Source organism: Streptomyces sp. NPDC015144 (genome assembly GCF_043079735.1).
Taxonomy (GTDB): Bacteria; Actinomycetota; Actinomycetes; order Streptomycetales; family Streptomycetaceae; genus Streptomyces.
Genome location: NZ_JBIBUU010000013.1, coordinates 221,383 through 244,988, shown reverse-complemented (window position 1 = coordinate 244,988; position 23,606 = coordinate 221,383). Strand labels below are relative to the sequence as shown.

Genomic DNA, 23,606 nt, shown 5'->3' with positions numbered 1-23,606 from the left:
CTGGCGTTGACTTTTGGCACGCTGTTGAGTTCTCAAGGAACGGACGCTTCCTTTGTACTCACCCTCTCGGGCTTTCCTCCGGGCTTTTCCCTTCGATCTTGCGTTTCCGACTCTATCAGACTCTTTCGAGTCCCGATTCCCGGTCGAAGCGGGTTCCGCTTTCCAGCTCTTCGCTTCCGCGATTCCCTTTCCGGCGGCTCCAACCTTACCAGACTCTTTTACGTTCCGTTTCCGGTCCGAATTTGAATTCCGGTGACCTGCTGGAAGGTCTTTGCCTTTCGGCGGATCCGACTTTATCAGAGATTCTGAGTCGGAATTCCCGCCCTGTCCGGCTCCAGCCCGGGCACACAGGTGTGCGCGGCTGTTCCCGTTCAGGCGGAGCCGTAAACGTACTGGAGCGGGGCGCCCGATGCAAATCGGGGCCCCGCTCCCGTGTCCGTACCGGTCGGGGTCAGACCTCGACGACGACCGGGAGGATCATCGGCCGGCGGCGGTAGGTGTCGGAGACCCACTTGCCCACCGTGCGGCGGACGAGCTGCTGGAGCTGGTGCGGCTCCATCACGCCGTCCTGCGCGGACTTGTTGATCGCTTCCTCGATCTTCGGCGCGACGGCGTTGAACGCCGCGTCGTCGATGCCGGACCCCCGGGCATGGATGTGGGGGCCGGCCACGATCTTGCCGGTGGAGCTGTCCACCACGATGAAGACCGAGATGATGCCCTCGTCGCCGAGGATGCGGCGGTCCTTGAGCGAGCTCTCGGTGACGTCACCGACGGAGAGGCCGTCGACGTACACGTAGCCGGCCTGGACCTTGCCGACGATCTTGGCCCGGCCGTCGACCAGGTCGACGACGACGCCGTCCTCGGCGATCACGATGTGGTCCTTGGGCACTCCGGTGAGCGCGCCGAGTTCCGCGTTGGCGCGCAGGTGGCGCCATTCGCCGTGGACCGGCATCAGGTTCTTCGGGCGACAGATGTTGTAGAAGTACAGCAGCTCGCCCGCCGAGGCGTGGCCCGAGACGTGGACCTTGGCGTTGCCCTTGTGGACGACGTTGGCGCCCCAGCGCGTCAGGCCGTTGATCACGCGGTAGACCGCGTTCTCGTTGCCCGGGATCAGCGACGACGCGAGGATCACCGTGTCACCCGGGACGATCCGGATCTGGTGGTCGCGGTTGGCCATCCGGGACAGCGCGGCCATCGGCTCGCCCTGGGAACCGGTGCACACCAGCACGACCTCGTCGTCCGGCAGGTCGTCGAGGGTCCGTACGTCGACGATCAGCCCCGCCGGGACGTTCAGATAGCCCAGGTCCCGGGCGATGCCCATGTTGCGGACCATGGACCGGCCGACGAAGGCGACCCTGCGGCCGTACTCGTGCGCCGCGTCGAGGATCTGCTGGATGCGGTGGACGTGGCTGGCGAAGCTCGCCACGATGATGCGCTTCTGGGCGTTGGCGAAGACCGTGCGCAGGACGTTGGAGATGTCGCGCTCGGGCGGTACGAAGCCGGGGACCTCCGCGTTCGTCGAGTCGGAGAGAAGGAGGTCGATGCCCTCCTCGCTCAGCCGGGCGAAGGCGTGCAGGTCGGTGAGGCGGCCGTCCAGCGGGAGCTGGTCCATCTTGAAGTCGCCGGTCGCCACGGCCAGGCCCGCGGGGGTCCGGATGGCGACCGCGAGCGCGTCCGGGATCGAGTGGTTGACCGCGATGAACTCGCAGTCGAAGACGCCGATGCGCTCGCGCTGCCCCTCCGCCACCTCAAGGGTGTACGGACGGATGCGGTGCTCCTGGAGCTTCGCCTCGATGAGCGCGAGGGTCAGCTTGGAACCGATCAGCGGGATGTCCGGCTTCAGGCGCAGCAGGTACGGGACACCGCCGATGTGGTCCTCGTGGCCGTGCGTGAGGACGATGCCCTCGATGTCGTCGAGGCGGTCCCGGATCGTCGAGAAGTCCGGAAGGATCAGGTCGACGCCGGGCTGCTCCTCCTCGGGGAAGAGGACGCCGCAGTCGACGATGAGCAGGCGGCCGCCGTACTCGAAGACCGTCATGTTGCGGCCGATCTCACCGAGGCCGCCGAGCGGGGTGACGCGCAGTCCGCCCTTCGGGAGCTTCGGCGGGGTGCCGAGTTCGGGATGCGGATGACTCAAAAGACTCTCCTTACCACGCACGCCACGTACCGCTTGGGCACGTGGCGCGCATGTCATTCGTGCACTTGCTGTTGTCTGGGTGTCGTACTTGCGGGTGTTCTTCGCTTATTCAGTTGTGAAGTCAGTGGTTACAGCTCTACCCCACCGGCCGCGAGATCGACCTTGAGCTGGGCCGTCTCCTGCTCGGTGAGCTCCACCAGAGGGAGGCGCAGCGGCCCCGCAGGGAGGCCCTGGAGGGCCAGCGCGGCCTTCGTGGTGATCACACCCTGGGTCCGGAACATGCCGGTGAAGACCGGGAGGAGCTTCTGGTGGATCTCGGTGGCCTTCTGGACGTCACCGGTGGTGTGCGCCTCGATCAGCGCGCGCAGCTCGGGGGTGACGACGTGGCCGACCACGGAGACGAAGCCGACGGCGCCGACCGAGAGGAGCGGCAGGTTGAGCATGTCGTCGCCGGAGTACCAGGCCAGGCCCGAGCGGGCGATGGCCCAGCTGGCGCGGCCGAGGTCGCCCTTGGCGTCCTTGTTGGCGACGATGCGCGGGTGCTCGGAGAGGCGTACGAGCGTCTCCGTGTCGATCGGCACTCCGCTGCGGCCGGGGATGTCGTAGAGCATGACCGGGAGGCCGGTGGCGTCCGCGATGGCCGAGAAGTGGCGGTGGAGCCCTTCCTGCGGCGGCTTGTTGTAGTACGGCGTCACCGCGAGGAGGCCGTGGGCGCCGGAGCTCTCGGCGGTGCGGGCGAGCTCGATGCTGTGCCGCGTGTCGTTGGTGCCGATGCCGGCGATGACATGGGCCCGGTCCCCCACGGCTTCCAGGACCGCTCGTACGAGCTGGTCCTTCTCCGCGTCGCTGGTGGTCGGGGACTCACCGGTGGTGCCGTTGACGACCAGGCCGTCGTTGCCTGCGTCCACGAGATGGGTGGCGAGCCGCTGGGCGCCGTCGAGGTCGAGTGCGCCGTCCGCCGTGAAGGGCGTGACCATAGCGGTGAGGACCCGCCCGAAGGGGGCCTGCGGAGTGGAGATCGGAGCCATGGGTAACACGCTACTCGCTGCTCAGCCGGGACTGCCCCCTCGGGGCAGCCAGAAGGAGCCCGGCACTGCCTGCTCGGGGGTTCAAGCAGTGCCGGGTCCGTTTGATCAGCCTAGATGAACTTCATGAAACGCCGCAATACGGACACCGCTTACGGGGCGACCCGTCCGTTCTTGTTGAAGGCCGCGTGGGTGAGCGGCATCAGCCGGGCCCAGTGCTCTTCCATCTGCTCGCCGACCATCTCGATCTCGCGCTGCGGGAAGGACGGCACCTGGGCCAGCTCGTGCTGGGTGCGCAGGCCGAGGAAGTGCATCAGCGAGCGGGCGTTGCACGTGGCGTACATCGAGGAGAAGAGGCCGACGGGAAGCACGGAGCGGGCGACCTCGCGGGCCACTCCGGCGGCGAGCATCTCCTGGTACGCCTCGTACGCCTGGCGGTAGGAGTCCTCCATGACCCGGCCGGTGAGCTCCAGCTGGGCCGCGGTGCCCTCGACGAACTCGTACTTGCCGGGGCGGCCCTGCTGGACCAGCCGACGGGAGGCGTCGGGAACGTAGAAGACCGGCTGGAGCTCCCGGTAGCGGCCCGATTCCTCGTTGTACGACCAGCCGACGCGGTGGCGCATGAACTCCCGGAACACGAAGATCGGGGCGCTGATGAAGAAGGTCATCGAGTTGTGCTCGAACGGGCTGCCGTGGCGGTCGCGCATCAGGAAGTTGATGAGGCCCTTGGAGCGCTCCGGGTCCTTGGTGACCTCCTCCAGGGACTGCTCGCCGGCCGTGGAGACGCGGGCCGCGAACAGGACGTCGGCGTCGCCCGCGGCGTGTTTCACCAGCTCGACGGTGACATCACTGCGGAAGCTGGGCTTTGCGGGCTCGGGGGTCTCGGTCACCGGCGGGGTCCTTCCAATCGCGTCGCTCGGGCGGCGCCCACTCTACGGGCCGCCACTGACAAGCAGGTCGGAAGGGCCGTGCCGGGATTTCTTCCACGAAATCGGCGATTCGGGGCACCGATCGGCCCGTTCGCTCGTCTGACCCAATAGCAGCATCCACCGCACAGTTCAAGGAGATCCTCCTCATGTTCCGCCGGCGTGAATCCGTTCCGTTCTCGTTCGTGGCCGAGAGCGACCGATTCCGCAGTAATGTGTCCCCGCCGCCGCGCGAGCGGCCCAGTGTCTCCCAGCTCACCGCCCGTTCCCTCGTGGGGTTGACGGTGATAGCCGGTCTGGTCGGGGCGGTGGTCCTCGGTCTGCCCGCACTCAGCCCCGCCCAAGGGCCGACGCACACGGAACAGACCGAGGCCGCCCAGGGGCGGTGACGCGTACGGGCCCCCTGGGGTGGTCCGGCCGTGATCGTCTCGGTAGCCTCACCGGGCACAGCAATCGAGTGTGCTTGTGAGTGAGGATCAGACGTGCCCCTGCCCTTCCTGACGGCCGACCGCGCGTTTGACGCGCAGGCCGAGGACATCGCGCTGCCGTTCGACGACCACGACAGCTGGCGGCGTCCCTACCGTCCCGGTCCCTGGCGGGTCGCGGCCGCGGCCGGTGCGCTGCTGCTGGCGTCCTTCGTACTGCTGGCAGGCATGATCATCGCCTTCGCCGCGGAGCTTCCGGGCGCGGCGGTGTGCCTGGTGCTGGCTCTGGTGATCATCGCCTGTGCGCTGCGGCTGCTGCGGATGGGTGCCTGGGTCAGCCGCCACGGCGTGCGCCGGGTCGGCTTCCTCAGCACGGTGACCGTGCCGTGGAACCGGGTCACCGCCGTCCGCACGGTGCAGCAGCCGGTCAAGTGGCTCGGCTTCCCGCGGACGGTCCAGGGGCAGGCGCTGGTCCTCGTGCGCCAGGGGGGCGAGCCGGTGCCGCCGCTGCTCACCGACAGCAACGCCGACTTCCTGACCCGGTCCGAGGCCTTCGACCGGGCGGCGGACACGGTCGAGGCCTGGGCGGACGAGTACCGGCCGGCCTGAGGCCCGTACGACCGGAAGGCCCGGCCCCGCGCCGCCCGATCAGGGCGTGCCGGGCCGGGCCTTCTCCGTGCCGTGCAGAGCGATGGCCCGCTGCATGGCCTTGCGGGCCCTCGGGGTGTCCCTGGCGTCCTGGTAGGCGACGGCCAGGCGGAACCAGCAGCGCCAGTCGTCCGGGGAGTCCTCGGTCTCCTCGCGGCGACGGGCGAAGACCGCGTCGGCCGAATCGCGGTCGATCCGGCCGGACGCGGTGCGGACCAGTTCGTCGACGGGCAGGCCGCCCTCCGCGTCGAGCTGCACGGCCAGCGCGTTGGCCCGGGAGACGAACTGGGTGTTCTTCCAGAGGAACCAGACCCCGATCACCGGCAGGATCAGCACCGCGACCCCGAAGGTGACCGTCAGCGGGGTGCCGTGCTCGATGAGCAGGAACCCGCGACTGCCGACCAGGACGAAGTAGAAGACCAGGACGGCGGCGGTGACGAAGTAGGTGATCTTTGCGCGCATGGCAGGGCTCAGTCAGTTCAGGTCGAGGAAGTGTTCCAGGCCGAACGTGAGGCCGGGAGTGGTCACCACGCGGCGGGTACCGAGCAGGATGCCCGGCATGAAGCTGCTGTGGTGCAGGGAGTCGTGGCGGATGGTGAGGGTCTCGCCCTCCCCGCCGAGCAGCACCTCCTGGTGGGCGAGCAGGCCCCGGAGCCGGACCGCGTGGACCGGTACGCCGTCGACGTCGGCGCCGCGGGCACCGTCCAGGGCGGTGGCGGTGGCGTCCGGCTGGTCGCCGAGGCCGGCCGCGCGGCGGGCCCCGGCGATCAGCTGGGCGGTGCGGGTGGCGGTGCCCGAGGGGGCGTCGACCTTGTTGGGGTGGTGCAGCTCGATGACCTCGACGGACTCGAAGTAGCGGGCGGCCTGCTCCGCGAACTTCATGGTGAGGACGGCGCCGATGGAGAAGTTCGGCGCGATGAGCACACCGGTCGCCGGGGAGGCGGCGAGCCATCCGTTCAGCCGCGCGAGCCGTTCGTCGGTCCAGCCCGTGGTGCCGACGACGGCGTGGATGCCGTGCCGGACACAGAATTCGAGGTTGTCCATCACCGACGCGGGGGTGGTGAGCTCGACGACGGCCTGGGCCCCGGATTCCGTGAGGGTCTCCAGCGAGTCGCCCCGGCCGAGGGCGGCCACCAGCTCCATGTCGTCGGCGGCCTCGACGGCTCGTACCGCCTCGGAGCCGATCCGGCCCCTGGCGCCGAGAACGGCCACGCGCAGCTTGCTCATGTGCTCTGCTTCCTTAACGGGAGTCGACGGGTGGTGGGCGGTCCGCCCCGGCGGTCAGGAGACCGCTTCTTCGAGGCGGGCGACCTGCTTGTCCTTGAGCGGGCCGATGACGGAGAGGGAGGGGCGGCGCCCCAGCACCTCCGCCGCGACGGCGCGGACGTCGTCGGGGGTGACCCGTGCTATCCGGGCCAGCATGTCGTCGACCGACATCTGGTCCCCCCAGCACAGCTCGCTCTTGCCGATGCGGTTCATCAGCGCGCCGGTGTCCTCCAGGCCGAGCACCGTGGAGCCGGAGAGCTGGCCGACCGCGCGGCCGATCTCCTCGTCGCTGAGCCCCTCGGAGACCACCCGGTCGAGCTCGTCCCGGCAGATGCGCAGGACGTCGTGGACCTGGCTGGGGCGGCAGCCCGCGTACACGCCGAAGAGGCCGCAGTCGGCGAAGCCCGAGGTGTACGAGTACACGCTGTAGGCGAGGCCGCGCTTCTCCCGTACCTCCTGGAACAGGCGGGAGCTCATGCCGCCGCCGAGGGCCGTGTTGAGCACGCCGAGGGCCCAGCGGCGGTCGTCGGTCCGGGCCAGGCCGGGGACACCGAGGACGACGTGGGCCTGTTCCGTCTTGCGGTTCAGCACCTCCATCCGGCCCGCGGTGCGCAGGGTGCGGGAGCCCTGGCGCGGAGCGACCGGGACGGCGTCGGTGCGGGAGAGCGCGCCCGCCCGTTCGAAGGCCCGGCGGACCTGGCGTACGACCGTGGCGTGGTCGATGTTGCCGGCGGCGGCGACGACCAGGTGCGTGGGGTCGTAGTGCTTCCGGTAGAAGCGGGCGATGCGGTCGCGGTCGAGCGCGTTGACGGTGTCGACGGTGCCGAGGACCGGGCGGCCGAGGGGGGTGTCGCCGAGCATGGTGTGCGCGAACAGGTCGTGCACGCAGTCGCCCGGGTCGTCCTCGGTCATCGCGATCTCCTCGAGGATGACGCCGCGCTCCGCGTCGACGTCCTCGGCGGTGATCAGCGAGCCGGTCAGCATGTCGCAGACGACGTCGATGGCCAGCGGCAGGTCGGTGTCGAGGACCCGCGCGTAGTAGCAGGTGTACTCCTTCGCCGTGAAGGCGTTCATCTCGCCGCCGACCGCGTCGATCGCGGCGGAGATGTCGAGGGCGCTGCGCTTGGCGGTGCCCTTGAAGAGGAGGTGTTCGAGGTAGTGCGTCGCGCCGTTCAGCGAGGGGGTCTCGTCGCGGGAACCGACGTTGGCCCAGATGCCGAAGGTGGCGGAGCGTACGGAGGGCAGGGTCTCGGTGACGACCCGGAGGCCGCCGGGGAGCACGGTACGGCGGACCGTTCCGGCGCCGTTGCTGCCCTTGAGAAGCGTTTGGGTACGGGCGACGGCCCGCGCCCCAGAGGAGGCGCGGGCCGTCGTCACGGAACTACGGGACGTCACTTGGCGGCGTCGTCCTTCTTCTCGTCGTCCTCGCCCTCGATGACCGGGACGAGGGAGAGCTTGCCGCGCGAGTCGATCTCGGCGATCTCGACCTGGACCTTGGTCCCGACACCGAGCACGTCCTCGACGTTCTCCACGCGCTTGCCACCGGCGAGCTTGCGGATCTGCGAGATGTGCAGCAGGCCGTCCTTGCCCGGCATGAGGGAGACGAAGGCACCGAAGGTGGTGGTCTTGACGACCGTACCCAGGTAGCGCTCGCCGACCTCCGGCATGGTCGGGTTGGCGATCGAGTTGATCGTGGCGCGGGCGGCCTCGGCGGCCGGGCCGTCGGAGGCACCGATGTAGATGGTGCCGTCGTCCTCGATCGTGATGTCGGCGCCGGTGTCCTCCTGGATCTGGTTGATCATCTTGCCCTTGGGGCCGATGACCTCACCGATCTTGTCCACCGGGATCTTGACGGTGATGATCCGCGGGGCGTTCGGGGACATCTCGTCCGGAACGTCGATCGCCTCGTTCATCACGTCGAGGATGTGCAGACGCGCGTCGCGGGCCTGCTTCAGCGCGGCGGCCAGGACCGAGGCGGGGATGCCGTCGAGCTTGGTGTCGAGCTGGAGCGCGGTCACGAACTGCTTGGTGCCGGCGACCTTGAAGTCCATGTCGCCGAAGGCGTCCTCCGCACCGAGGATGTCGGTGAGGGCGACGTAGTGGGTCTTGCCGTCGATCTCCTGGGAGATCAGGCCCATGGCGATACCGGCGACGGCGGCCTTGAGCGGCACACCGGCGTTCAGCAGCGACATGGTGGAGGCGCAGACCGAGCCCATGGACGTCGAGCCGTTGGAGCCCAGCGCCTCGGAGACCTGGCGGATCGCGTAGGGGAACTCCTCGCGCGACGGCAGCACCGGCACGATGGCGCGCTCGGCGAGCGCGCCGTGGCCGATCTCGCGGCGCTTGGGCGAGCCCACGCGGCCGGTCTCACCGACGGAGTACGGCGGGAAGTTGTAGTTGTGCATGTAGCGCTTGCGGGTCACCGGGGAGAGGGTGTCCAGCTGCTGCTCCATGCGGAGCATGTTGAGGGTGGTGACGCCCAGGATCTGGGTCTCGCCACGCTCGAACAGCGCGGAACCGTGCACCCGCGGGATGGCCTCGACCTCGGCGGCGAGCGTACGGATGTCCGTGACGCCACGGCCGTCGATGCGGACCTTGTCCTTGATGACGCGCTCGCGGACCAGCTTCTTGGTCAGCGCGCGATAGGCGGCGGAGATCTCCTTCTCGCGGCCCTCGAAGGCCGGGAGGAGCTTCTCGGCGGCGATCTCCTTGACGCGGTCCAGCTCGGCCTCGCGGTCCTGCTTGCCCGCGATGGTGAGCGCCTGGGCCAGCTCGGACGTCACGGCGGCGGCGAGCGCCTCGAAGACGTCGTCCTGGTAGTCCAGGAAGACCGGGAAGTCGCCGGTGGGCTTGGCGGCCTTGGCGGCGAGGTCCGACTGGGCCTTGCAGAGGACCTTGATGAAGGGCTTCGCGGCTTCCAGACCGGCGGCGACGACCTCCTCGGTCGGGGCCTCGGCGCCGTCCTTGACGAGCTGGATGGTCTTCTCGGTGGCCTCGGCCTCGACCATCATGATCGCGACGTCGCCGTCCTCCAGGACGCGACCGGCGACGACCATGTCGAAGACGGCGTCCTCGAGCTCGGTGTGCGTCGGGAAGGCGACCCACTGGCCCTTGATCAGGGCGACACGGGTGCCGCCGACCGGGCCGGAGAAGGGCAGGCCGGCCAGCTGAGTGGAGCAGGAGGCGGCGTTGATCGCGACCACGTCGTACAGGTGGTCGGGGTTGAGCGCCATGATCGTCTCGACGATCTGGATCTCGTTGCGCAGGCCCTTCTTGAAGGACGGGCGCAGCGGGCGGTCGATCAGGCGGCAGGTGAGGATCGCGTCCTCGGAGGGGCGGCCCTCCCGGCGGAAGAAGGAGCCGGGGATCTTGCCGGCGGCGTACTGCCGCTCCTCGACGTCCACCGTGAGGGGGAAGAAGTCGAGCTGGTCCTTGGGCCGCTTCGAAGCGGTCGTGGCCGACAGCACCATCGTGTCGTCGTCCAGGTACGCGACGGCGGAGCCGGCGGCCTGCTTGGCCAGGCGGCCCGTCTCGAAGCGGATGGTGCGGGTGCCGAAGGTGCCGTTGTCGATGACGGCCTCGGCGTAGTGGGTCTCGTTCTCCACTAGCGTTTTCTCCGTTACATATCGTCTTCGCGTCCCCGAGCCCGTGTGGCGGGGGGACGGTTGCGGAGAAGCCCTCCATCGGCGGGCCGGTCTTCGATCGAAGCACCCGGGTCGATTCAGTCCGGGGGCCACTACCGAGGACCGGCGGCGGGGAGGTCTGCTTCTCGCTCGTCTGTCGGTCGTTCTCCGACCAGATTACTGAGAATCGGTTCCGCTTGGCATCACGGCCGGGCGGACACGTCCGTCACGTGCCGTGCGGTGCACGCACAAGCGTGCGTACGGCAAAGGGAGCGGCCCCCCTCAGTGGTGGGAACCGCTCCCTTCACGGCGACTTACTTGGCGCCGGCCGCACCGCGGCGGATGCCGAGGCGCTCGACCAGGGCGCGGAAGCGCTGGATGTCCTTCTTGGCCAGGTACTGCAGGAGGCGGCGGCGCTGGCCGACCAGGATCAGCAGACCACGGCGGGAGTGGTGGTCGTGCTTGTGGACCTTCAGGTGCTCCGTCAGGTCCGAGATGCGACGGGAGAGCATCGCGACCTGGACCTCGGGGGAACCGGTGTCACCCTCCTTGGTGGCGAACTCGGCCATGATCTGCTTCTTCGTAGCGGCGTCGAGCGACACGCGGTACTCCTCTTTTGGTGTTCGATGCGCCCGCGAGTGCCCCTGGTCCGTTCTCAGGGGGGCTTCCATGACTCGGGAGCGAAGGTCCGATGAGCGCAGCTCCCAGGAAGATCCGGGAGGGCGTACACAAACGGCCGTCACACAGCGTACCAGTCCGGCGGAGCCGGTACGGCCGGTGCAGGTGCGGCGGGTGGTGGGGCCGGTCAGCCGGTGAGGGCCCGGACGGCGTGGTAGAGGTCGAGGACGGCGAGGCAGAGCGGGATCAGGGTCAGGAGCACCGCCGCCTCCGCGATCTCCAGGAAGCGGCCCCAGAACGGGGTGACCCCCTTGCGCGGGACGATCAGTCCGATGGCGGTGACCAGCGCGGCGGCGCCCGCGACGGCGGCGGCGAGCCAGACCGTCCGGATGTCGAGCGCGGAGCCGTCCCCCGCGGCGGCGTCCCGCACGATTCCGACCGGCGGGTGGAGGGACAGGCCGAGGCCCAGGAGTACGAGCGCGCCGAGCCCCGCCGCCAGCACGCAGCCGACCTGGACCGTGTAGCGGAACAGGTGGGAGCGCATCAGCATGGCGATCCCGGTGGCGAGCGCCAGGAGCTGCCCCCGAACGTCGTCCGAGAACCCGAGGACGGCCGCGGCGCCCACGGCCACCAGCGCGCAGCCGCCGACCAGGCCGACGAGCAGTTCGTGGCCGCGCCGCGCCCGGGCGGCGACGCGGTCGGCGTCGACGGGGCCCTGCGGGGCCGGCTCGGACGTCCCGTAGTCGCCGACGGTGGTGCGGGGCGGCTCGAAGCCGATGGGGAGGCGGGCGAAGCGGGTCGAGAGACCGGGCAGGAAGGCGAGGGCTCCCACGGAGAACGGGGCGCACACCGCCGCGGTCTCGACGGGCTCCAGGCCGGCGACGATCGCGGCGAAGGTCGCCAGCACGCCGACGGCGGCGGCGAACACGAAGGCGACGAAGAGGCCGTCCCCGCCCGGGGCGGCGATCATGAGGACCACCGCGGCCACCAGTACGGCGGCGCAGGCGAGGAGGAACTGGAGCCTGCCGACGCCCTGCCCCTCGCCGGGCGGCAGCAGCCCGGCCCCGGAGACCGCGACGTTCGCGAGGGCGCCGAGGCCCAGCGCCGTGCACGAGCCCCGGTCGTCGTAGACCCGGGCGCGTACGCAGGCGAGCGCGAGGGCGAGTACGGCGACGACCCCGGCGAGGGCGCCCGGCAGCCCGTGCATGTCGTGCCCGAGGCCGGAGTTCCACAGGACGAAGGCGAGCAGGACCAGCAGGAGCGAGCCCGCGAGGAGTCCGGCACCGCGCATGGGGCCGTCGCCCCAGAGGGTGCGGTCACGGGCGACGGCGGTGGCGACCGCGTCGGAGACGTCGTCGAAGACGGCGGGGGGCAGTGACTCGGCGAAGGGGCGCAGGGAGAGCAGTTCGCCGTCGAGGACGCGCTGGCCGGCCAGGGTGCGCCCGCCGTCGAGGACGGTGCCGTCGCGGCGCACCAGGTGGTAGCCGACCGGGGCGCCCCGGTCGGGGCTCTGCCCGGACAGCCGGAGGATCTCCGGGTACAGGTCGGCCACGGCGATGTCCTCGGGCAGCGCCACGTCGACGCGGCCGTCGGGTGCGACGACCGTGACCCGGCAGAAGCCGGTTCCGTCGCCTCCCGGAGTTCCGGGCGCGGGCCTCGTCCGCCCGGTGGCCGCCGTCCGGGCCGTCGCAGTCACCTGATGTTCCCCCTCGTCGCTTCCGCGACCGGCCGGGGTCGCGGGCCTCGCCGGGTCGTCCCCGTCCGCGCCGCACGGCGGCCCACCGGGACCCGGGGCACCCTCGCGCCTCGAACGGCCGATTCCTTGCGGTCGTTGCGGAAATTAGCGAATGCTTACACGCGTTGCGACACCCTATCGCTCCCGGCGCCCCGCCGTGCGCCGCGGACTCCTTCTCCGGACGGAGCCCTTCGCCGCGGGAGCTCGACATGAACAGCTCTGTCCGGTCAGGGAATTGGTGGTCCGTGAGCCAGATCGTCGTCAAGCGCCCGCCCCGGGCCCTGCCCTCCCGGGTTCCGGACGGGCAGGTGCAGTTGCAATCACCTCCGGAGCTGCCGCGCGGGCAGCAGGAGGGGGTGATGATGCAGTTGCTGCCGATGCTCGGCATGGGCGGTTCCGTGGTCTTCTTCTTCATGACCCCGAACCCGATCATGCGGATCATGGGCGTGATCATGGTTGCCTCGACCGTCGCCATGGCGGTCGCGATGATGGTCCGCTTCCGGCGGGGGACCCAGGGGCACCTCGCCGACCTGCGGCGCGACTATCTGAAGTACCTGGCGCAGACCAGACGCACCGTGCTGAGCACGGCCCGGACCCAGCGCGACGCGCAGTTCTACCTCCACCCGTCGCCGGACCAGCTGTGGGCGCTCGTCGCCGAGGGCAGCCGGGTCTGGGAGCGGCGCCCGGGCGACCCCGACTTCGCCCAGGTACGGATCGGGCTGGGCAGTCAGGAGCTCGCCACCCCGCTCGTCGCACCCGACACCGCGCCGGTCGACGAGCTGGAGCCGCTCACCGCGGGGGCGATGCAGCAGTTCCTGACGGTCCACAGCACCCTGGACGGACTGCCCATGGCGGTCTCGCTGCGCGCCTTCTACCACCTGACGATCAGCGGTGAGGCGGAGTCCGTCCGTTCGACCGCCCGCGCGATGGTCGGTTCGCTCGCCTCGCTGCACTCCCCCGAGGACCTGGTCGTCGCCGTCGCGGCGGGCCCGGACGCCGCCCCGCGCTGGGAGTGGGTGAAGTGGCTTCCGCACGCGCAGGCCCCGGGCTTCGTCGACGGTGCCGGCGTCCGCCGTCTGATCACCACGAGCGTCGGGGAGCTGGAGGAGTTGCTCGCTCCCCGGCTCGACGGGCGGCCCCGCTTCCAGCCCGACGGCCGGCCTCTCATGGACCGGCCGCATGTCGTCGTCGTGCTCGACGGCCGGTCCGTGTCGCCGGTGTCCGCGCTGGCCGCGGCCGAGGGGCTCCAGGGCGTGACGGTCGTCGAGCTCGTGCCGGGTGAGCCCGACGGGGCGCGTGGCGGCCTGTCCGTCGTGGTCCGCCCCGATCTGCTCCGGCTGGAGTCCGGGCACGGGCTGGTCTACGACGGCGTCCCCGACCTGCTCGGCCAGGAGGCCGCCGAGGCGCTGGCCCGGCAGCTGGCACCGCTCCACATGGCCTCCGGTGGGGACGACGGCGAACCACTTCTCGCCAATCTCGAGTTCACCGATCTGCTGAACCTCGGCGACGCGGCCTCGATCGACGCCGGCAGGACCTGGCGCGCCCGTTCCCAGGCCGAGCGGCTGCGTGTCCCGATCGGGGTCGGCGAGGATGGCGGCCCCGTGATGCTGGACCTGAAGGAGGCGGCGCAGGAGGGCATGGGGCCGCACGGCCTGTGCGTCGGCGCCACCGGCTCCGGCAAGTCCGAACTGCTGCGCACGCTCGTGCTCGGCCTCGCCGTCACCCACACCTCGGAGACGCTCAACTTCGTCCTCGCGGACTTCAAGGGCGGCGCGACCTTCGCCGGTATGGCCCGGATGCCCCACGTCGCGGCCGTGATCACCAACCTCGCGGACGATCTGACGCTGGTCGACCGCATGGGCGACTCCATCAGCGGTGAGCTCAACCGCCGGCAGGAGATGCTGCGCGACGCGGGCAACCACGCCAACGTCCACGACTACGAGAAGGCGCGCGCGGCGGGCGCCCCGCTGGAGCCCATCCCCTCCCTCGTCCTGGTCATCGACGAGTTCAGCGAACTGCTCACCGCCAAGCCCGACTTCATCGAGATGTTCGTGCAGATCGGCCGCATCGGCCGTTCGCTGGGCGTCCATCTGCTGCTGGCCTCGCAGCGCCTGGAGGAGGGGCGGCTGCGCGGTCTGGAGACCTATCTGTCGTACCGGATCGGTCTGCGTACGTTCTCGGCGGGCGAGTCGCGGGCGGCGCTGGGGGTGCCGGACGCCTACCACCTGCCCAACGTGCCCGGGTCCGGGTACCTGAAGTACGGCACGGACGAGATGGTGCGCTTCAAGGCCGCGTACGTCTCCGGGGTGTACCGCTCGGGCGGGCGGCCCGCCGTGTCCTCCGGTCCGCTGCCGGTGGACCGCAGGCCGGTGGTGTTCACGGCGGCGCCGGTGCCGGTGCGGTACGTGCGGCCGGACCCGCTGCCGGGCGCCTCCGTGCCCGACCCGCGCACGTCGGAGGACGACGCCCTGGCGGACACGGTGCTCGATGTGATCGTGCGCAGGCTGGAGGGGCGCGGGGCCCCGGCCCACCAGGTGTGGCTGCCCCCGCTGGACAACCCGCCGTCGCTGGACGACCTGCTTCCGGGCCTCGCCCCGGTGGAGGGGCGCGGGCTGACCCGGCCCGGGTTCGAGGGTTCGGGGCGTCTCGTCGTACCGCTCGGCGTGGTCGACAAGCCGTACGAGCAGCTACGTGACACCCTCTACCGGGACTTCTCCGGTGCGGCGGGGCACATGCAGATCATCGGTGGCCCGCAGTCCGGGAAGTCCACGCTGCTGCGGACACTCGTCGCGGGCTTCGCGCTCACCCACACGCCCCAGGAGGTCCAGTTCTACGGGCTCGACTTCGGTGGCGGTTCCATGGCCTCGGTCTCCGGTCTGCCGCACGTCGGCGGAGTCGCCTCCCGGCTCGACCCCGAGCGGGTGCGGCGCACGGTCGCCGAGGTGTACGGGATCATGGCGCGGCGCGAGGAGTACTTCCGCAGCGCCGGGGTCGACTCGATCGCCACCTTCCGCAGGCTGCGGGCGCGCGGTGGCATCTCGGCCGCGGACCAGCCGTGGGGCGACGTGTTCCTGCTCGTCGACGGCTGGGGCAGCTTCCGCACCGACTACGAGGGCCTGGAGCCGGCGGTGCTGGACATCGCGGCGCGCGGCCTCGGGTACGGCATCCACCTGGTCGTCACGGCGTCGCGTTCCATGGAGGTCCGGGCCGGCCTCAAGGACCATCTGATGAACCGGCTCGAACTGCGGCTCGGGGACGTCATGGACTCCGAACTGGACCGGAAGGCCGCGGTCAATGTGCCCGCCGGTGTGCCCGGCCGCGGCCTCACCCCGGAGAAGCTGCACTTCATGGCCGCGGTGCCGCGGATCGACTCCATCAACTCCGACAGCGAACTCGCCGAGGCGACGGCGGCCATGAACCGGGAGGTGGCCCGGCACTGGACCGCGGCGCCCGCCCCGGCGGTCCGGCTGCTGCCCCGCGAACTCCCGGCGGGCTCCCTGCCGGCGGGCCACGCCCGTCCGGAGCGGGGCGTCGCGTTCGGCATCGACGAGAACAGCCTGGAGCCGGTCTTCCTCGACTTCGACCGCGATCCGTTCTTCCTGGTGTTCGGCGAGAGCGAGTCCGGCAAGTCCAATCTGCTGCGGCTCCTCATCAAGCAGCTGTCCGAGAGGTACGACGGGAGCAGCTGCAAGTTCTTCGTCATCGACAACCGGCGAGCGCTCCTGGACGCCACCCCCGCGACGCATCTGGCGGAGTACGTGCCCATGTCCAACAACATGGAGCACCATGTGGACGCGCTGTACCACCTGATGCGGCGCCGTACGCCGTCGCCCGACGTCACGGCGGAGGAACTGCGCGCGCGCAGCTGGTGGAGCGGTCCGACGGTGTACGTGGTCGTCGACGACTACGACCTGGTCTCCACGTCCAGCGGCAACCCGCTGGCCAAGCTCACGGAGATGCTGCCGTTCGCGCGGGACGTCGGTGTCCGGTTCATCATCGCCCGCTCCACGGCGGGGGCGGGACGCGCCCTGTACGAGTCGTTCCTGCAGCGCGTCATGGAGCTGGGCACACAGGGCCTGATGCTCTCCGGCGACCCCGCCGAGGGGGATGTCCTCGGCAGCGTACGGCCGCGTCCGATGCCCCCGGGGCGCGGCGTCCTCGTCACCCGTCGACGCGGGAATCCGCTGGTGCAGACGGGGCTCGTGGACGGCGGGCAGCGGTAGGAACGCGAACCGGGGTGGGCACCTCCCGTGCGTGCCCGCCCCGGTCTCATGCTCTGCCGCGCCCTACTCGAAGTTGGCCCTCGCCCGCTTGTCGCCGGCGTGGTAGGAGGCGCCGGCTTCGCGCACCTTGCGCGAGATCTCGCTCAGGGCGTTGTGGATGGCCGTGGCGTCGTTGTCCCAGCCCCGCTGAGCGGCGTCGTAGGCGCTCTTGGCCTCGCCCACCCAGAGTTCGGACACATGGGCGATCATCCGCTTGATCGACGCGAGGTCCTCCTCCAGCTGCTTGCTCTGCCGGTCGATGGCGCCTGCGGCGAGGTCCAGGCTCGCGTAAGTGACAACCATCGTGCCGTCGTTGTTCGACATGCGGTCCTCCCGTTTCATCAAGGATCGGTGTGAAGGCGCCCTGTCGGGCGCGGAGTGGGCCGGGTCAGAAGTTGTTGAGGTTCGAGGTCCTGGCCTCCGCGACCGCGTCGCCCGAGTAGCCGCCGACGACGTCGACGCCCTGCAGCGCCTGCTTGACCTCTTCCTCGGTGTTGCCGGAGATGGTGCGCGCCGCCTCGATGGCTTCCTGGAAGTTCAGGAGGCGACGGGCGATGCTGGCCATGCGCCGGTTGATCTCCTCCTGCTTCGCGTTGAAGGCACCGGCCCCGATGCCCTTCCAGTGGCCTTCCAGTCCGTCGATCGTTCCCTGCAACGTCTTCAACTGGCCCTTCACCGAGTCGAATCGCGTGGTGAGCTCGCCCTCCAGCTTGCGGAGTGCGGCATCCGAGAGTTTCTGGTCGGCCATGGTTCGGCTTCCTTCCTGGTGCTCTGTTTCGGCCCGCCGGCTCTGCTCGCCGGTGGGTACGGGTGGAGACGTACGGCCGGTCAGGAGGTGCGGCGCCTGCGGGCGAGCGCGAAGGCGCCGCCACCGACCACGGCCACCGCCGCCCCGCCGAGAACCAGACCGAGCGAGCCGCCGCCGCTCGTCTCCTCGCCTGCTCCCGCCGCGACGGGGCCGTCGGCCCTCCCCTTCTCCCCGGGCTGCGCCGGAGCCGGCGCGGAGGCGGGGGAACTGGACGTCTTCTCGTGCACGCCCAGGCTCAGGTACTCGATCTGGTCGCCGAGCGTTCTGGAGAGCGCGACGAGCTCCTCGTGGACGCGGTCGTACTGGGTGTGCAGACCGTCCGCCTCCGCGAAGCAGGCGTTCCGGCCGCTCAGGGCGGAGCGTGACACCTTCTGCGCCGCGATCCTCGACCGGCCGGCCGCCGAACCCTCCAGCTCGGCGAGCAGTGTGTCGACACGTCTTCTGAACTTCTCCAGCGCGCCCGCACCACGCCGGAGGTCGCCTGAACCGGCCACGGCCCCGTCCCCCGTTTTCCCCGTTCGGCCCGGACCGCCACTCGTTGCTTTCGCACTCGAGTGAACAGTGACCGGCCCCGTTTCCGTGCACCTTAGCCACTGGCTACGACAGGGCTGCCCTTCTTGGTCGTCACGTGTCGTCCATGGAACTGTTTCCAGCCGAAAATCGAGCGGCCCGTCGACGGGCGTCGCGCACGGCCACGGCGACGCCCGCTGCCGCGGCGACCAGAACGGCGGCGCCCACCACCACGTAGGTCGCCAGGCGGGCATTGCGCTCGTCCGCCGTTTCACCCAGTGGGAGTGCGGCCGGTGCCGGCGCTTCGCCCCTGCTCACTCCCTCGTGCGCCATCGGACGCTCGATGGGCTTCTCGTCCTCCGTCAGGGCGCGCACCGGGTCGACGACGCCCCAGCCCACCAGGTGGTCGTGGCCCGCCACCGAGCGTTCCGCCGTCTGCTGGATCTGGGCGACGATCTGTCTCCGCGTCCAGTCCCGGTGCCTGGCCCTGATGAGGGCGGCGACCCCGGCGACGTACGGGGCCGAGAAACTGGTGCCGTTGTCGGCGCAGTGTCCGCCGCCGGGGACCGTCGAGACGATGTCCACACCGGGGGCGGCCACACCCACGAAGTCGCCGGACTGGGAGAAGGGCGCCCGCTCGTTGTTGCGGTCCGACGCGGCCACGGCCAGGACGCCCTCGTACGAGGCCGGGTACGTCTCCTTGACGTTGCCGCCGAGTCCGTCGTTGCCCGCCGAGGCGACGACCACGACCTCCTTGGCCAGGGCGGCGTCCACCGCCTGTTCCAGTACGCTCGCGGGCTCCACGGCGTTGGCCGTGTCCTGGGAGATGTTGATGACGTCCGCGTGGGCGACGTCGGTGGCGTAGCGGATGGCGTCGGCCAGTGTCTCGGCCGTTCCGTTGCCCTCGGCGTCGTTCTGCTGGATCGGGACGATCGTCGCGTCCGGGGCCAGGCCGGTGAAGCCGGTGCCCTTCGCCTCGCGTGCCGCGATGATCCCGGCGACCTTGGTGCCGTGCCCGACCCGGTCGGTGGTGCCGTCCTCCCTGCCCCGCTCGGCCTTGCCGCCGTTCTCGTCCTTGAGGTTCCGCGGCAGGAAATTGTGGCCGCTCCGTGCGTCCACCGCCTCCGTGAGCTGGGGGTTCGTGATGTCCACGCCGGTGTCGATGACGGCCACCCGGACCCCCTTGCCGGTGGACTGCTTCCACAACTCGTCCAGCAGGACGCGTTGCAGCGCCCAGGGGCGGCCCGCGTACTTCTTCGCGGGGAAGGTGCACCGGGTGGAGTCGTCCGCCGCCGCGGTCGACGCCGGCAGTACGAGGAGGAGGACAGCGATGGCGGCCGCCGCCGTCAGGGGGCGCCGGTACGCCGAGGGGCGCTGCGTCATGGGCGCCCGCCCCTCAGGAACCCTGCGGCTGGCGGGCCGCACCGGTCGACAGCCGCGGTCCGGTGGGCAGGAACGAGGACCAGGCCGCCGGGACGGGTGCGGGCACGACGTCCTTGTACCCGAGCCGGTTCTGCGCCTGCTGCGCCTCCTGCCGCCGCCGCGCCCGCTCCTCCTGCGTGCCCGGTTCACCGATGCCGGAGTCGTCCTCCACCCCGTCCCCGTTGGACTGCATGGCGTACCGCAGGCCGGTGTCGGTGACCAGGAAGAGAGGTCCGGAGCCGGCACCGGAGCCCTTGAACTGCCGGAAGAGCTGGCCGGATCCGGGGGTCACGTAGGCGCTGCTGGAACCGGTGGGGAGTGTCGCGGGAAAGCGCGGGCCCGCCCAGGTGCCGAGGGTGGTGGCGCCGTTCTTCCCGTCGACCCCGCGCAGCACGTTGCAGACGGTGTTGCGGCTGCCGGCCGCGGCACTCGCGGAGTTGACCGGCTTCGGCTTCCTCGTGGGCCAGTCCAGGTTCCCGGCGAACGGCTCGCCCGGTTCGAACGCTCCCGCGCTGACCGGCCGTTCCCTGCCGTTCTGGCCGAGGTCGACCAGAGGCCGGCTGCTGAGCAGGAGCTTCGCGACGAAGTCCGAGACGGGGGCGACCCGGCCGGGCAGGACCACGTACTGCTGGGTCCTCGTGCCGGACGTCGCCGCGAGGACCATGCCCACCTTGTTCGCCCCGGAGGGCAGCTCCCCCCGCACTCCCGCGTCGGATCCGGGGTTCCCGGGAAGGACCGGGAAGTCGATCGCGTCGCCGGTGTGCAGGGTGGCCAGCCAGGCGGCGGAGACCCGTTGGGGGGTGCGGCGGTCGCCCACGAGGGTGCGCAGCAGCAGTTCGTCCTTCCTCACCTCGTAGGCCCTGCCGGTGGCGTCCACGAGGTAGCGGGTCCGGTCCGGCCCCGGTCCCTCGACGTACATCAGCTCGCCGCCGCGGAGCCGGCCCTTGCCCTCGACCCTGCCCCGGTCGCGCTCGGCGAGGACGAACGCCGCCTTCTGGATGGCCCGATCGCCCCCGCCGGGCCGCTCGCAGACGGCCCACCGCTTCTTCGCGCCGGCTTCCTCCCCGTCCGGCAGCCGGTCGGGGCCGTACGGGATGCCGAGCGTGGCGCCGTGCGGGATCCTCCCGCTGTCGAGAACCGACTCGTCGACCTTGATGACGTCGCCCTTGCCCGGTTCGAGCAGCAGTCTGGCGGAGGACATGTTCAGCACCGGGTGGAGCTGCGCCCTTCCGCCGGTCCTGAGGACCACGTAGCGGGTGGTGGACCTGCTGGCGATGATGACGTTCTCGTAGGGGGTGTCCCAGTTCTGGGGCGCCACCGGTCTGAACATGCCCCAGGCCCCGAACGCCGCGATGACGACCACGCCGACGACCGCACCGGGCAGCACCGCGCGCAGCGGGCGCGGGGCGCCCTCCTCCGAGCCGCTCGGTCCGGGCTGCAGGAACTGTGCGATCAGCCGCCGCTTCGCGAATGTGTAGGCGTTGAGTTCGTCCCGCCGCGATGCCATCCGCCTGCCGCCCCCTCTTCCCCGGTGAAGGACAAGGCTCCCACACGCACCATGGCCCAGGAGCGCCGACCAGGGCCCGGATCAAGCCAGTTGACACTCGGCCGTCGCAGCTCCGGTAGGGTGATCGCCCGATCAGGACCCGTGAGAAAACTGCGCATTTGACCACAAGGGGGCAACGCGGCGATGGGTGCGGCGACGCGTGGAAGCACGGGGCGGGAGGCCCGCCGGGCGCCCGATTGTTCCCGACAGCAACGGGGCAACGCTTCGACCGGCTCGCCGTCCGGCCGGTCGGCGAGCACGCCCGCGACGACGGCCCTGCGGTCGGTCGCGCGGACCGGTCTCCCCGCCGCCGTACTGCGACGGATGGTGCTCGTCGAGGCCGCCGCGGCCCTCGTCGTGGCGGGTCTCGCGCTCGGTGGCCCCTGGCTGGTGGCCACGGTCCCGGCCGCCTGTCTGCTGGTGGTGGTCGCGGTGGTACGCCGCCGGGGCCGGGCCGTCCGGGACTGGCTGTCCACGGCGCTCGCCCTTCGCGGTCGCAGGCGGACGGCGGCGCCCGCCCCGGGCGCGGAACCGCAGCTGGCCCCGGTGGCGGAGAGCGTTCCGGGCCTCGCCCCGTACGCCTACGTCGACCGGAACCGGCGCACGGTGGGCATGGTCGGGGACGGCACGTTCCTGACCGCCGTCGTACGGGTCGAGGCCGACGGCGAGTCGCTGCACCGGGCGCGCGGGGCGCGGGCGCTCCCGCTCTCCCTCCTGGGCGACGCCCTGACGGTGGACGACATCGTGCTGGAGTCCGCGCAGCTCGTGCAGCAGGTGCGCCCCGCTCCGGCACGGCATCTGCCGCAGCGGTCGGCGGCGCGGCTCTCCTACGCCCCGCTCCAGGAACGGATCGGGGCGCCCGCGCTGCGGATGACCTGGGTGGCCGTGAAGCTGGATCCGGAACTGTGCCGGGAGGCGGTCGAGGCGCGCGGGGGCGGTGTCGGTGGGGCCCAGCGCTGCCTGGTGCGGGTCGCCGACCATGTGGCGAGCCGGATCACCGGCGCCGGGTTCCGGGCCGTGGTGCTGGATCAGGAGGAGCTGCACTCCGCCGTGGCCACGTCCGCGTGCGCCAGCCCCATGCTGTCGGCCCGCGCCGGGCGGCCGGACGCCGCACCGCAACGGCGGACGTCGGAGACGGCGAGGGTCTGGCGGTGCGACGACCGCCGGCACACCGCCTACGTGGTGGGCCGCTGGCCCGAGTTGGGCCGGGGGGCGACCCCGCTCCCCCTCCTCGTCTCGCTGCTGACCTCGGTCCCGGCGTACGCGACGGCCTTCGGTCTGACGGTGCGGCGCGGTGCGCACCGGGGCGAGGTGTCGGTCGTCGGCCATGTGCGGGTCACGGGCGGATCGGACACCGAACTGGTGGAGGTACGCAGGACGTTGGAGCAGGCCGCGCGGCACGCCGAGGTCGGCCTGGTGCGCCTGGACCGGGAACAGCTGCCGGGCGTGCTGGCGACGCTTCCGCTGGGAGGTGCGCGATGACGGTCCGGATCCCCTCGGGACGGGGGCTGCGCGGTCCGCGCCACGCGGGGCACACCCTGGCAGCGGAGCACCTGGGCGCCCTGTCGCTGCCGGTCGGGGACGACGGCGTGATCATCGGCACCGATACCGAGGGGCACGCGCGGATGATCGGGTTCCACCGGCCGGCGCCGTACGACGTCCTGCTGGTCGGCGGGTTGTGGACGGCCCAGGTCCTGGCGCTGCGCGCCGCGGCGACCGGGGCGCGGGTGGCGGTCGAGACCGGGCGCTCCCGGGCGTGGACGGGCCTGGCACAGGCCGCGGGCGCCGGCCTCGCATGCGTCTCCCTCCACGAGGTGGGCCGGGTTCCGCCGACCGGGGCGACCGTGAGCAGCCCGGTGGTGGTGCGGGACTGCGGGATGCGGCCGCCCCGCGGCCGGGTGGTGTCCTCGCCCTGGCAGTCGGTGCTGACACTGCTGCCCTATCCGAGTCCGGTGGCGCCGCGCCTGATGCGGGCCTCGGCGCTCGTGGGCGTCCAGCGGGTCTCGCCGGAGGAGGCCGGCCGGATCGGCGGGATCCTGGGGCTCTCCCGTATCGAGAGCGAGGCACTGCCGACCCTGTCGGACGGCGTCACGCTCTGGGTGGCGGGTGGTGAACGGCACTGGGTGCGGACGGACGCGACGGAGGTCGAGACGCAACTGCTGGGCGATGCTCGCCGGATGGACTGAATACTGTCCATTCACCGCCCCGGAACCACGGGCTCCGGGGAAGATGGCCAGAGAACGACAAGGTTCGATCGAAAGGGACGCCGACATGGGCACCCAGCAGGAGAAGGACGAGCTCTACGCCCTCGACATCTCGGATGTGGAGTGGCTGTGCGCACCGGGGACCGAGGAGGTCGAGGAGCGGGTCGAGATCGCCCATCTCCCCGGCGGTGCGGTCGCCATGCGCTCCTCGCTGGATCCGGACACCGTGCTGCGGTACACGGAGGCCGAGTGGCGTGCCTTCGTGCTTGGTGCGCGGGACGGCGAGTTCGACCTCACGTAGGTGGCGGCCGGTTCGAGAAGGGGCATCCGTCCGACAGGGCGAATGCCCCTTTTCCTGTGCCCAGTGACGAGTTGACGGGTAGATCCGCTCTCGCCATGCAATAGCACGCTTCGTTCCGAAGGCTCCGTCGCGCCCCGGAGAGTTGTGGCC

The 23,606-nt window shown here is 71.1% G+C and carries 20 protein-coding genes; 6 read left to right on the top strand and 14 right to left on the bottom strand.

The genetic code is table 11. The annotated features are described in order from the left end of the window. Nucleotides 1–451: 451 nt before the first annotated feature. The 3 genes from ACF08W_RS22940 to thyX all read right to left on the bottom strand — a co-directional run bounded on the left by ACF08W_RS22940 (nucleotide 452) and on the right by thyX (nucleotide 4,052). Nucleotides 452–2,137, bottom strand: a complete 1,686-nt coding sequence (locus ACF08W_RS22940; protein WP_352276461.1) for a ribonuclease J — start codon at nucleotides 2,135–2,137, stop codon at nucleotides 452–454. A gap of 128 nt (nucleotides 2,138–2,265) precedes the next feature. Then, nucleotides 2,266–3,165 carry a 4-hydroxy-tetrahydrodipicolinate synthase gene (gene dapA / locus ACF08W_RS22935; protein WP_385212135.1) on the bottom strand — a complete coding sequence of 300 codons (900 nt, stop codon included), beginning with the start codon at nucleotides 3,163–3,165 and terminating at the stop codon, nucleotides 2,266–2,268. 149 nt (nucleotides 3,166–3,314) lie between these two features. Beyond that, nucleotides 3,315–4,052: an FAD-dependent thymidylate synthase gene (gene thyX, locus ACF08W_RS22930; protein WP_352276458.1), complete on the bottom strand. Its 738-nt coding sequence runs from the start codon at nucleotides 4,050–4,052 to the stop codon at nucleotides 3,315–3,317. A gap of 185 nt (nucleotides 4,053–4,237) precedes the next feature. Here thyX and ACF08W_RS22925 point away from each other — a divergent pair, with 185 nt between their 5' ends. Both ACF08W_RS22925 and ACF08W_RS22920 read left to right on the top strand, forming a co-directional pair. Beyond that, nucleotides 4,238–4,477, top strand: a complete 240-nt coding sequence (locus tag ACF08W_RS22925; RefSeq protein ID WP_392280359.1) for a hypothetical protein — start codon at nucleotides 4,238–4,240, stop codon at nucleotides 4,475–4,477. A gap of 93 nt (nucleotides 4,478–4,570) precedes the next feature. Beyond that, nucleotides 4,571–5,122 carry a hypothetical protein gene (locus ACF08W_RS22920; protein ID WP_352276455.1) on the top strand — a complete coding sequence of 184 codons (552 nt, stop codon included), beginning with the start codon at nucleotides 4,571–4,573 and terminating at the stop codon, nucleotides 5,120–5,122. Nucleotides 5,123–5,161: 39 nt separating this feature from the next. Here the strand turns inward: ACF08W_RS22920 and ACF08W_RS22915 are convergent, their stop codons facing one another. The 6 genes from ACF08W_RS22915 to eccD form a co-directional block, all read right to left on the bottom strand. Further along, nucleotides 5,162–5,623: a hypothetical protein gene (locus ACF08W_RS22915; RefSeq protein WP_392280358.1), complete on the bottom strand. Its 462-nt coding sequence runs from the start codon at nucleotides 5,621–5,623 to the stop codon at nucleotides 5,162–5,164. A gap of 12 nt (nucleotides 5,624–5,635) precedes the next feature. Next, complete coding sequence (dapB, locus tag ACF08W_RS22910; RefSeq protein ID WP_385212131.1) at nucleotides 5,636–6,388, bottom strand: 4-hydroxy-tetrahydrodipicolinate reductase; 753 nt, start codon at nucleotides 6,386–6,388, stop codon at nucleotides 5,636–5,638. Nucleotides 6,389–6,442: 54 nt separating this feature from the next. Then, nucleotides 6,443–7,822, bottom strand: coding sequence for a pitrilysin family protein (locus ACF08W_RS22905; RefSeq protein ID WP_352276452.1), 1,380 nt, complete (start codon nucleotides 7,820–7,822; stop codon nucleotides 6,443–6,445). After that, nucleotides 7,819–10,032, bottom strand: coding sequence for a polyribonucleotide nucleotidyltransferase (locus tag ACF08W_RS22900; protein ID WP_352276450.1), 2,214 nt, complete (start codon nucleotides 10,030–10,032; stop codon nucleotides 7,819–7,821). The genes ACF08W_RS22905 and ACF08W_RS22900 overlap by 4 nt, the downstream gene beginning before the upstream one ends. 332 nt (nucleotides 10,033–10,364) lie before the next feature. Further along, nucleotides 10,365–10,652, bottom strand: coding sequence for a 30S ribosomal protein S15 (gene rpsO, locus ACF08W_RS22895; protein WP_352276449.1), 288 nt, complete (start codon nucleotides 10,650–10,652; stop codon nucleotides 10,365–10,367). 203 nt (nucleotides 10,653–10,855) lie between these two features. After that, a complete protein-coding gene (gene eccD, locus ACF08W_RS22890; protein WP_392280357.1) occupies nucleotides 10,856–12,364 on the bottom strand; it encodes a type VII secretion integral membrane protein EccD in 1,509 nt (502 codons plus the stop codon). 284 nt (nucleotides 12,365–12,648) lie between these two features. On the opposite strand from eccD, the gene eccCa reads away from it, so the two are divergent. Continuing rightward, nucleotides 12,649–16,626 (top strand): type VII secretion protein EccCa, encoded by a 3,978-nt coding sequence (eccCa, locus tag ACF08W_RS22885; RefSeq protein WP_392280356.1) that lies wholly within the window; start codon nucleotides 12,649–12,651, stop codon nucleotides 16,624–16,626. A 63-nt stretch (nucleotides 16,627–16,689) separates the two neighbouring features. On the opposite strand, the gene ACF08W_RS22880 is transcribed toward eccCa, so the two are convergent. The 5 genes from ACF08W_RS22880 to eccB form a co-directional block, all read right to left on the bottom strand. Further along, on the bottom strand, nucleotides 16,690–16,989 hold the full coding sequence (locus tag ACF08W_RS22880; RefSeq protein ID WP_352276445.1) for a WXG100 family type VII secretion target: 300 nt from the start codon (nucleotides 16,987–16,989) through the stop codon (nucleotides 16,690–16,692). A 64-nt stretch (nucleotides 16,990–17,053) separates the two neighbouring features. After that, a complete protein-coding gene (locus ACF08W_RS22875) occupies nucleotides 17,054–17,413 on the bottom strand; it encodes a WXG100 family type VII secretion target (protein ID WP_385212124.1) in 360 nt (119 codons plus the stop codon). A gap of 80 nt (nucleotides 17,414–17,493) precedes the next feature. After that, entirely contained in the window at nucleotides 17,494–17,967 is a 474-nt protein-coding gene (locus ACF08W_RS22870; RefSeq protein WP_392280355.1) for a hypothetical protein, read from the bottom strand. A 130-nt stretch (nucleotides 17,968–18,097) separates the two neighbouring features. Further along, nucleotides 18,098–19,366, bottom strand: coding sequence for a type VII secretion-associated serine protease mycosin (gene mycP, locus ACF08W_RS22865; protein ID WP_392280354.1), 1,269 nt, complete (start codon nucleotides 19,364–19,366; stop codon nucleotides 18,098–18,100). 13 nt (nucleotides 19,367–19,379) lie between these two features. Further along, nucleotides 19,380–20,912, bottom strand: a complete 1,533-nt coding sequence (gene eccB, locus ACF08W_RS22860; protein ID WP_392280353.1) for a type VII secretion protein EccB — start codon at nucleotides 20,910–20,912, stop codon at nucleotides 19,380–19,382. Nucleotides 20,913–21,095: 183 nt separating this feature from the next. Between eccB and eccE the strand changes: the two genes are divergently transcribed. From eccE to ACF08W_RS22845, 3 genes are all read left to right on the top strand, one after another. After that, the gene (eccE, locus tag ACF08W_RS22855) at nucleotides 21,096–22,433 is read left to right on the top strand and encodes a type VII secretion protein EccE (protein WP_392280352.1); all 1,338 of its coding nucleotides are present in this window, start codon (nucleotides 21,096–21,098) and stop codon (nucleotides 22,431–22,433) included. Beyond that, nucleotides 22,430–23,137 carry a hypothetical protein gene (locus ACF08W_RS22850; RefSeq protein ID WP_392280351.1) on the top strand — a complete coding sequence of 236 codons (708 nt, stop codon included), beginning with the start codon at nucleotides 22,430–22,432 and terminating at the stop codon, nucleotides 23,135–23,137. The genes eccE and ACF08W_RS22850 overlap by 4 nt, the downstream gene beginning before the upstream one ends. An 85-nt stretch (nucleotides 23,138–23,222) precedes the next feature. Beyond that, entirely contained in the window at nucleotides 23,223–23,456 is a 234-nt protein-coding gene (locus ACF08W_RS22845; protein WP_352276432.1) for a DUF397 domain-containing protein, read from the top strand. Nucleotides 23,457–23,606: the final 150 nt, after the last annotated feature.

Coding starts and splice junctions, on each gene's coding strand:
- ACF08W_RS22915 (WP_392280358.1), bottom strand. CDS start 5,623: ATGCGCGCAAAGATCACCTACTTCGTCACCGCCGCCGTCCTGGTCTTC.
- ACF08W_RS22850 (WP_392280351.1), top strand. CDS start 22,430: ATGACGGTCCGGATCCCCTCGGGACGGGGGCTGCGCGGTCCGCGCCAC.
- eccB (WP_392280353.1), bottom strand. CDS start 20,912: ATGGCATCGCGGCGGGACGAACTCAACGCCTACACATTCGCGAAGCGG.
- dapB (WP_385212131.1), bottom strand. CDS start 6,388: ATGAGCAAGCTGCGCGTGGCCGTTCTCGGCGCCAGGGGCCGGATCGGC.
- dapA (WP_385212135.1), bottom strand. CDS start 3,165: ATGGCTCCGATCTCCACTCCGCAGGCCCCCTTCGGGCGGGTCCTCACC.
- ACF08W_RS22845 (WP_352276432.1), top strand. CDS start 23,223: ATGGGCACCCAGCAGGAGAAGGACGAGCTCTACGCCCTCGACATCTCG.
- eccE (WP_392280352.1), top strand. CDS start 21,096: ATGGGTGCGGCGACGCGTGGAAGCACGGGGCGGGAGGCCCGCCGGGCG.
- mycP (WP_392280354.1), bottom strand. CDS start 19,366: ATGACGCAGCGCCCCTCGGCGTACCGGCGCCCCCTGACGGCGGCGGCC.
- ACF08W_RS22875 (WP_385212124.1), bottom strand. CDS start 17,413: ATGGCCGACCAGAAACTCTCGGATGCCGCACTCCGCAAGCTGGAGGGC.
- ACF08W_RS22880 (WP_352276445.1), bottom strand. CDS start 16,989: ATGTCGAACAACGACGGCACGATGGTTGTCACTTACGCGAGCCTGGAC.
- ACF08W_RS22925 (WP_392280359.1), top strand. CDS start 4,238: ATGTTCCGCCGGCGTGAATCCGTTCCGTTCTCGTTCGTGGCCGAGAGC.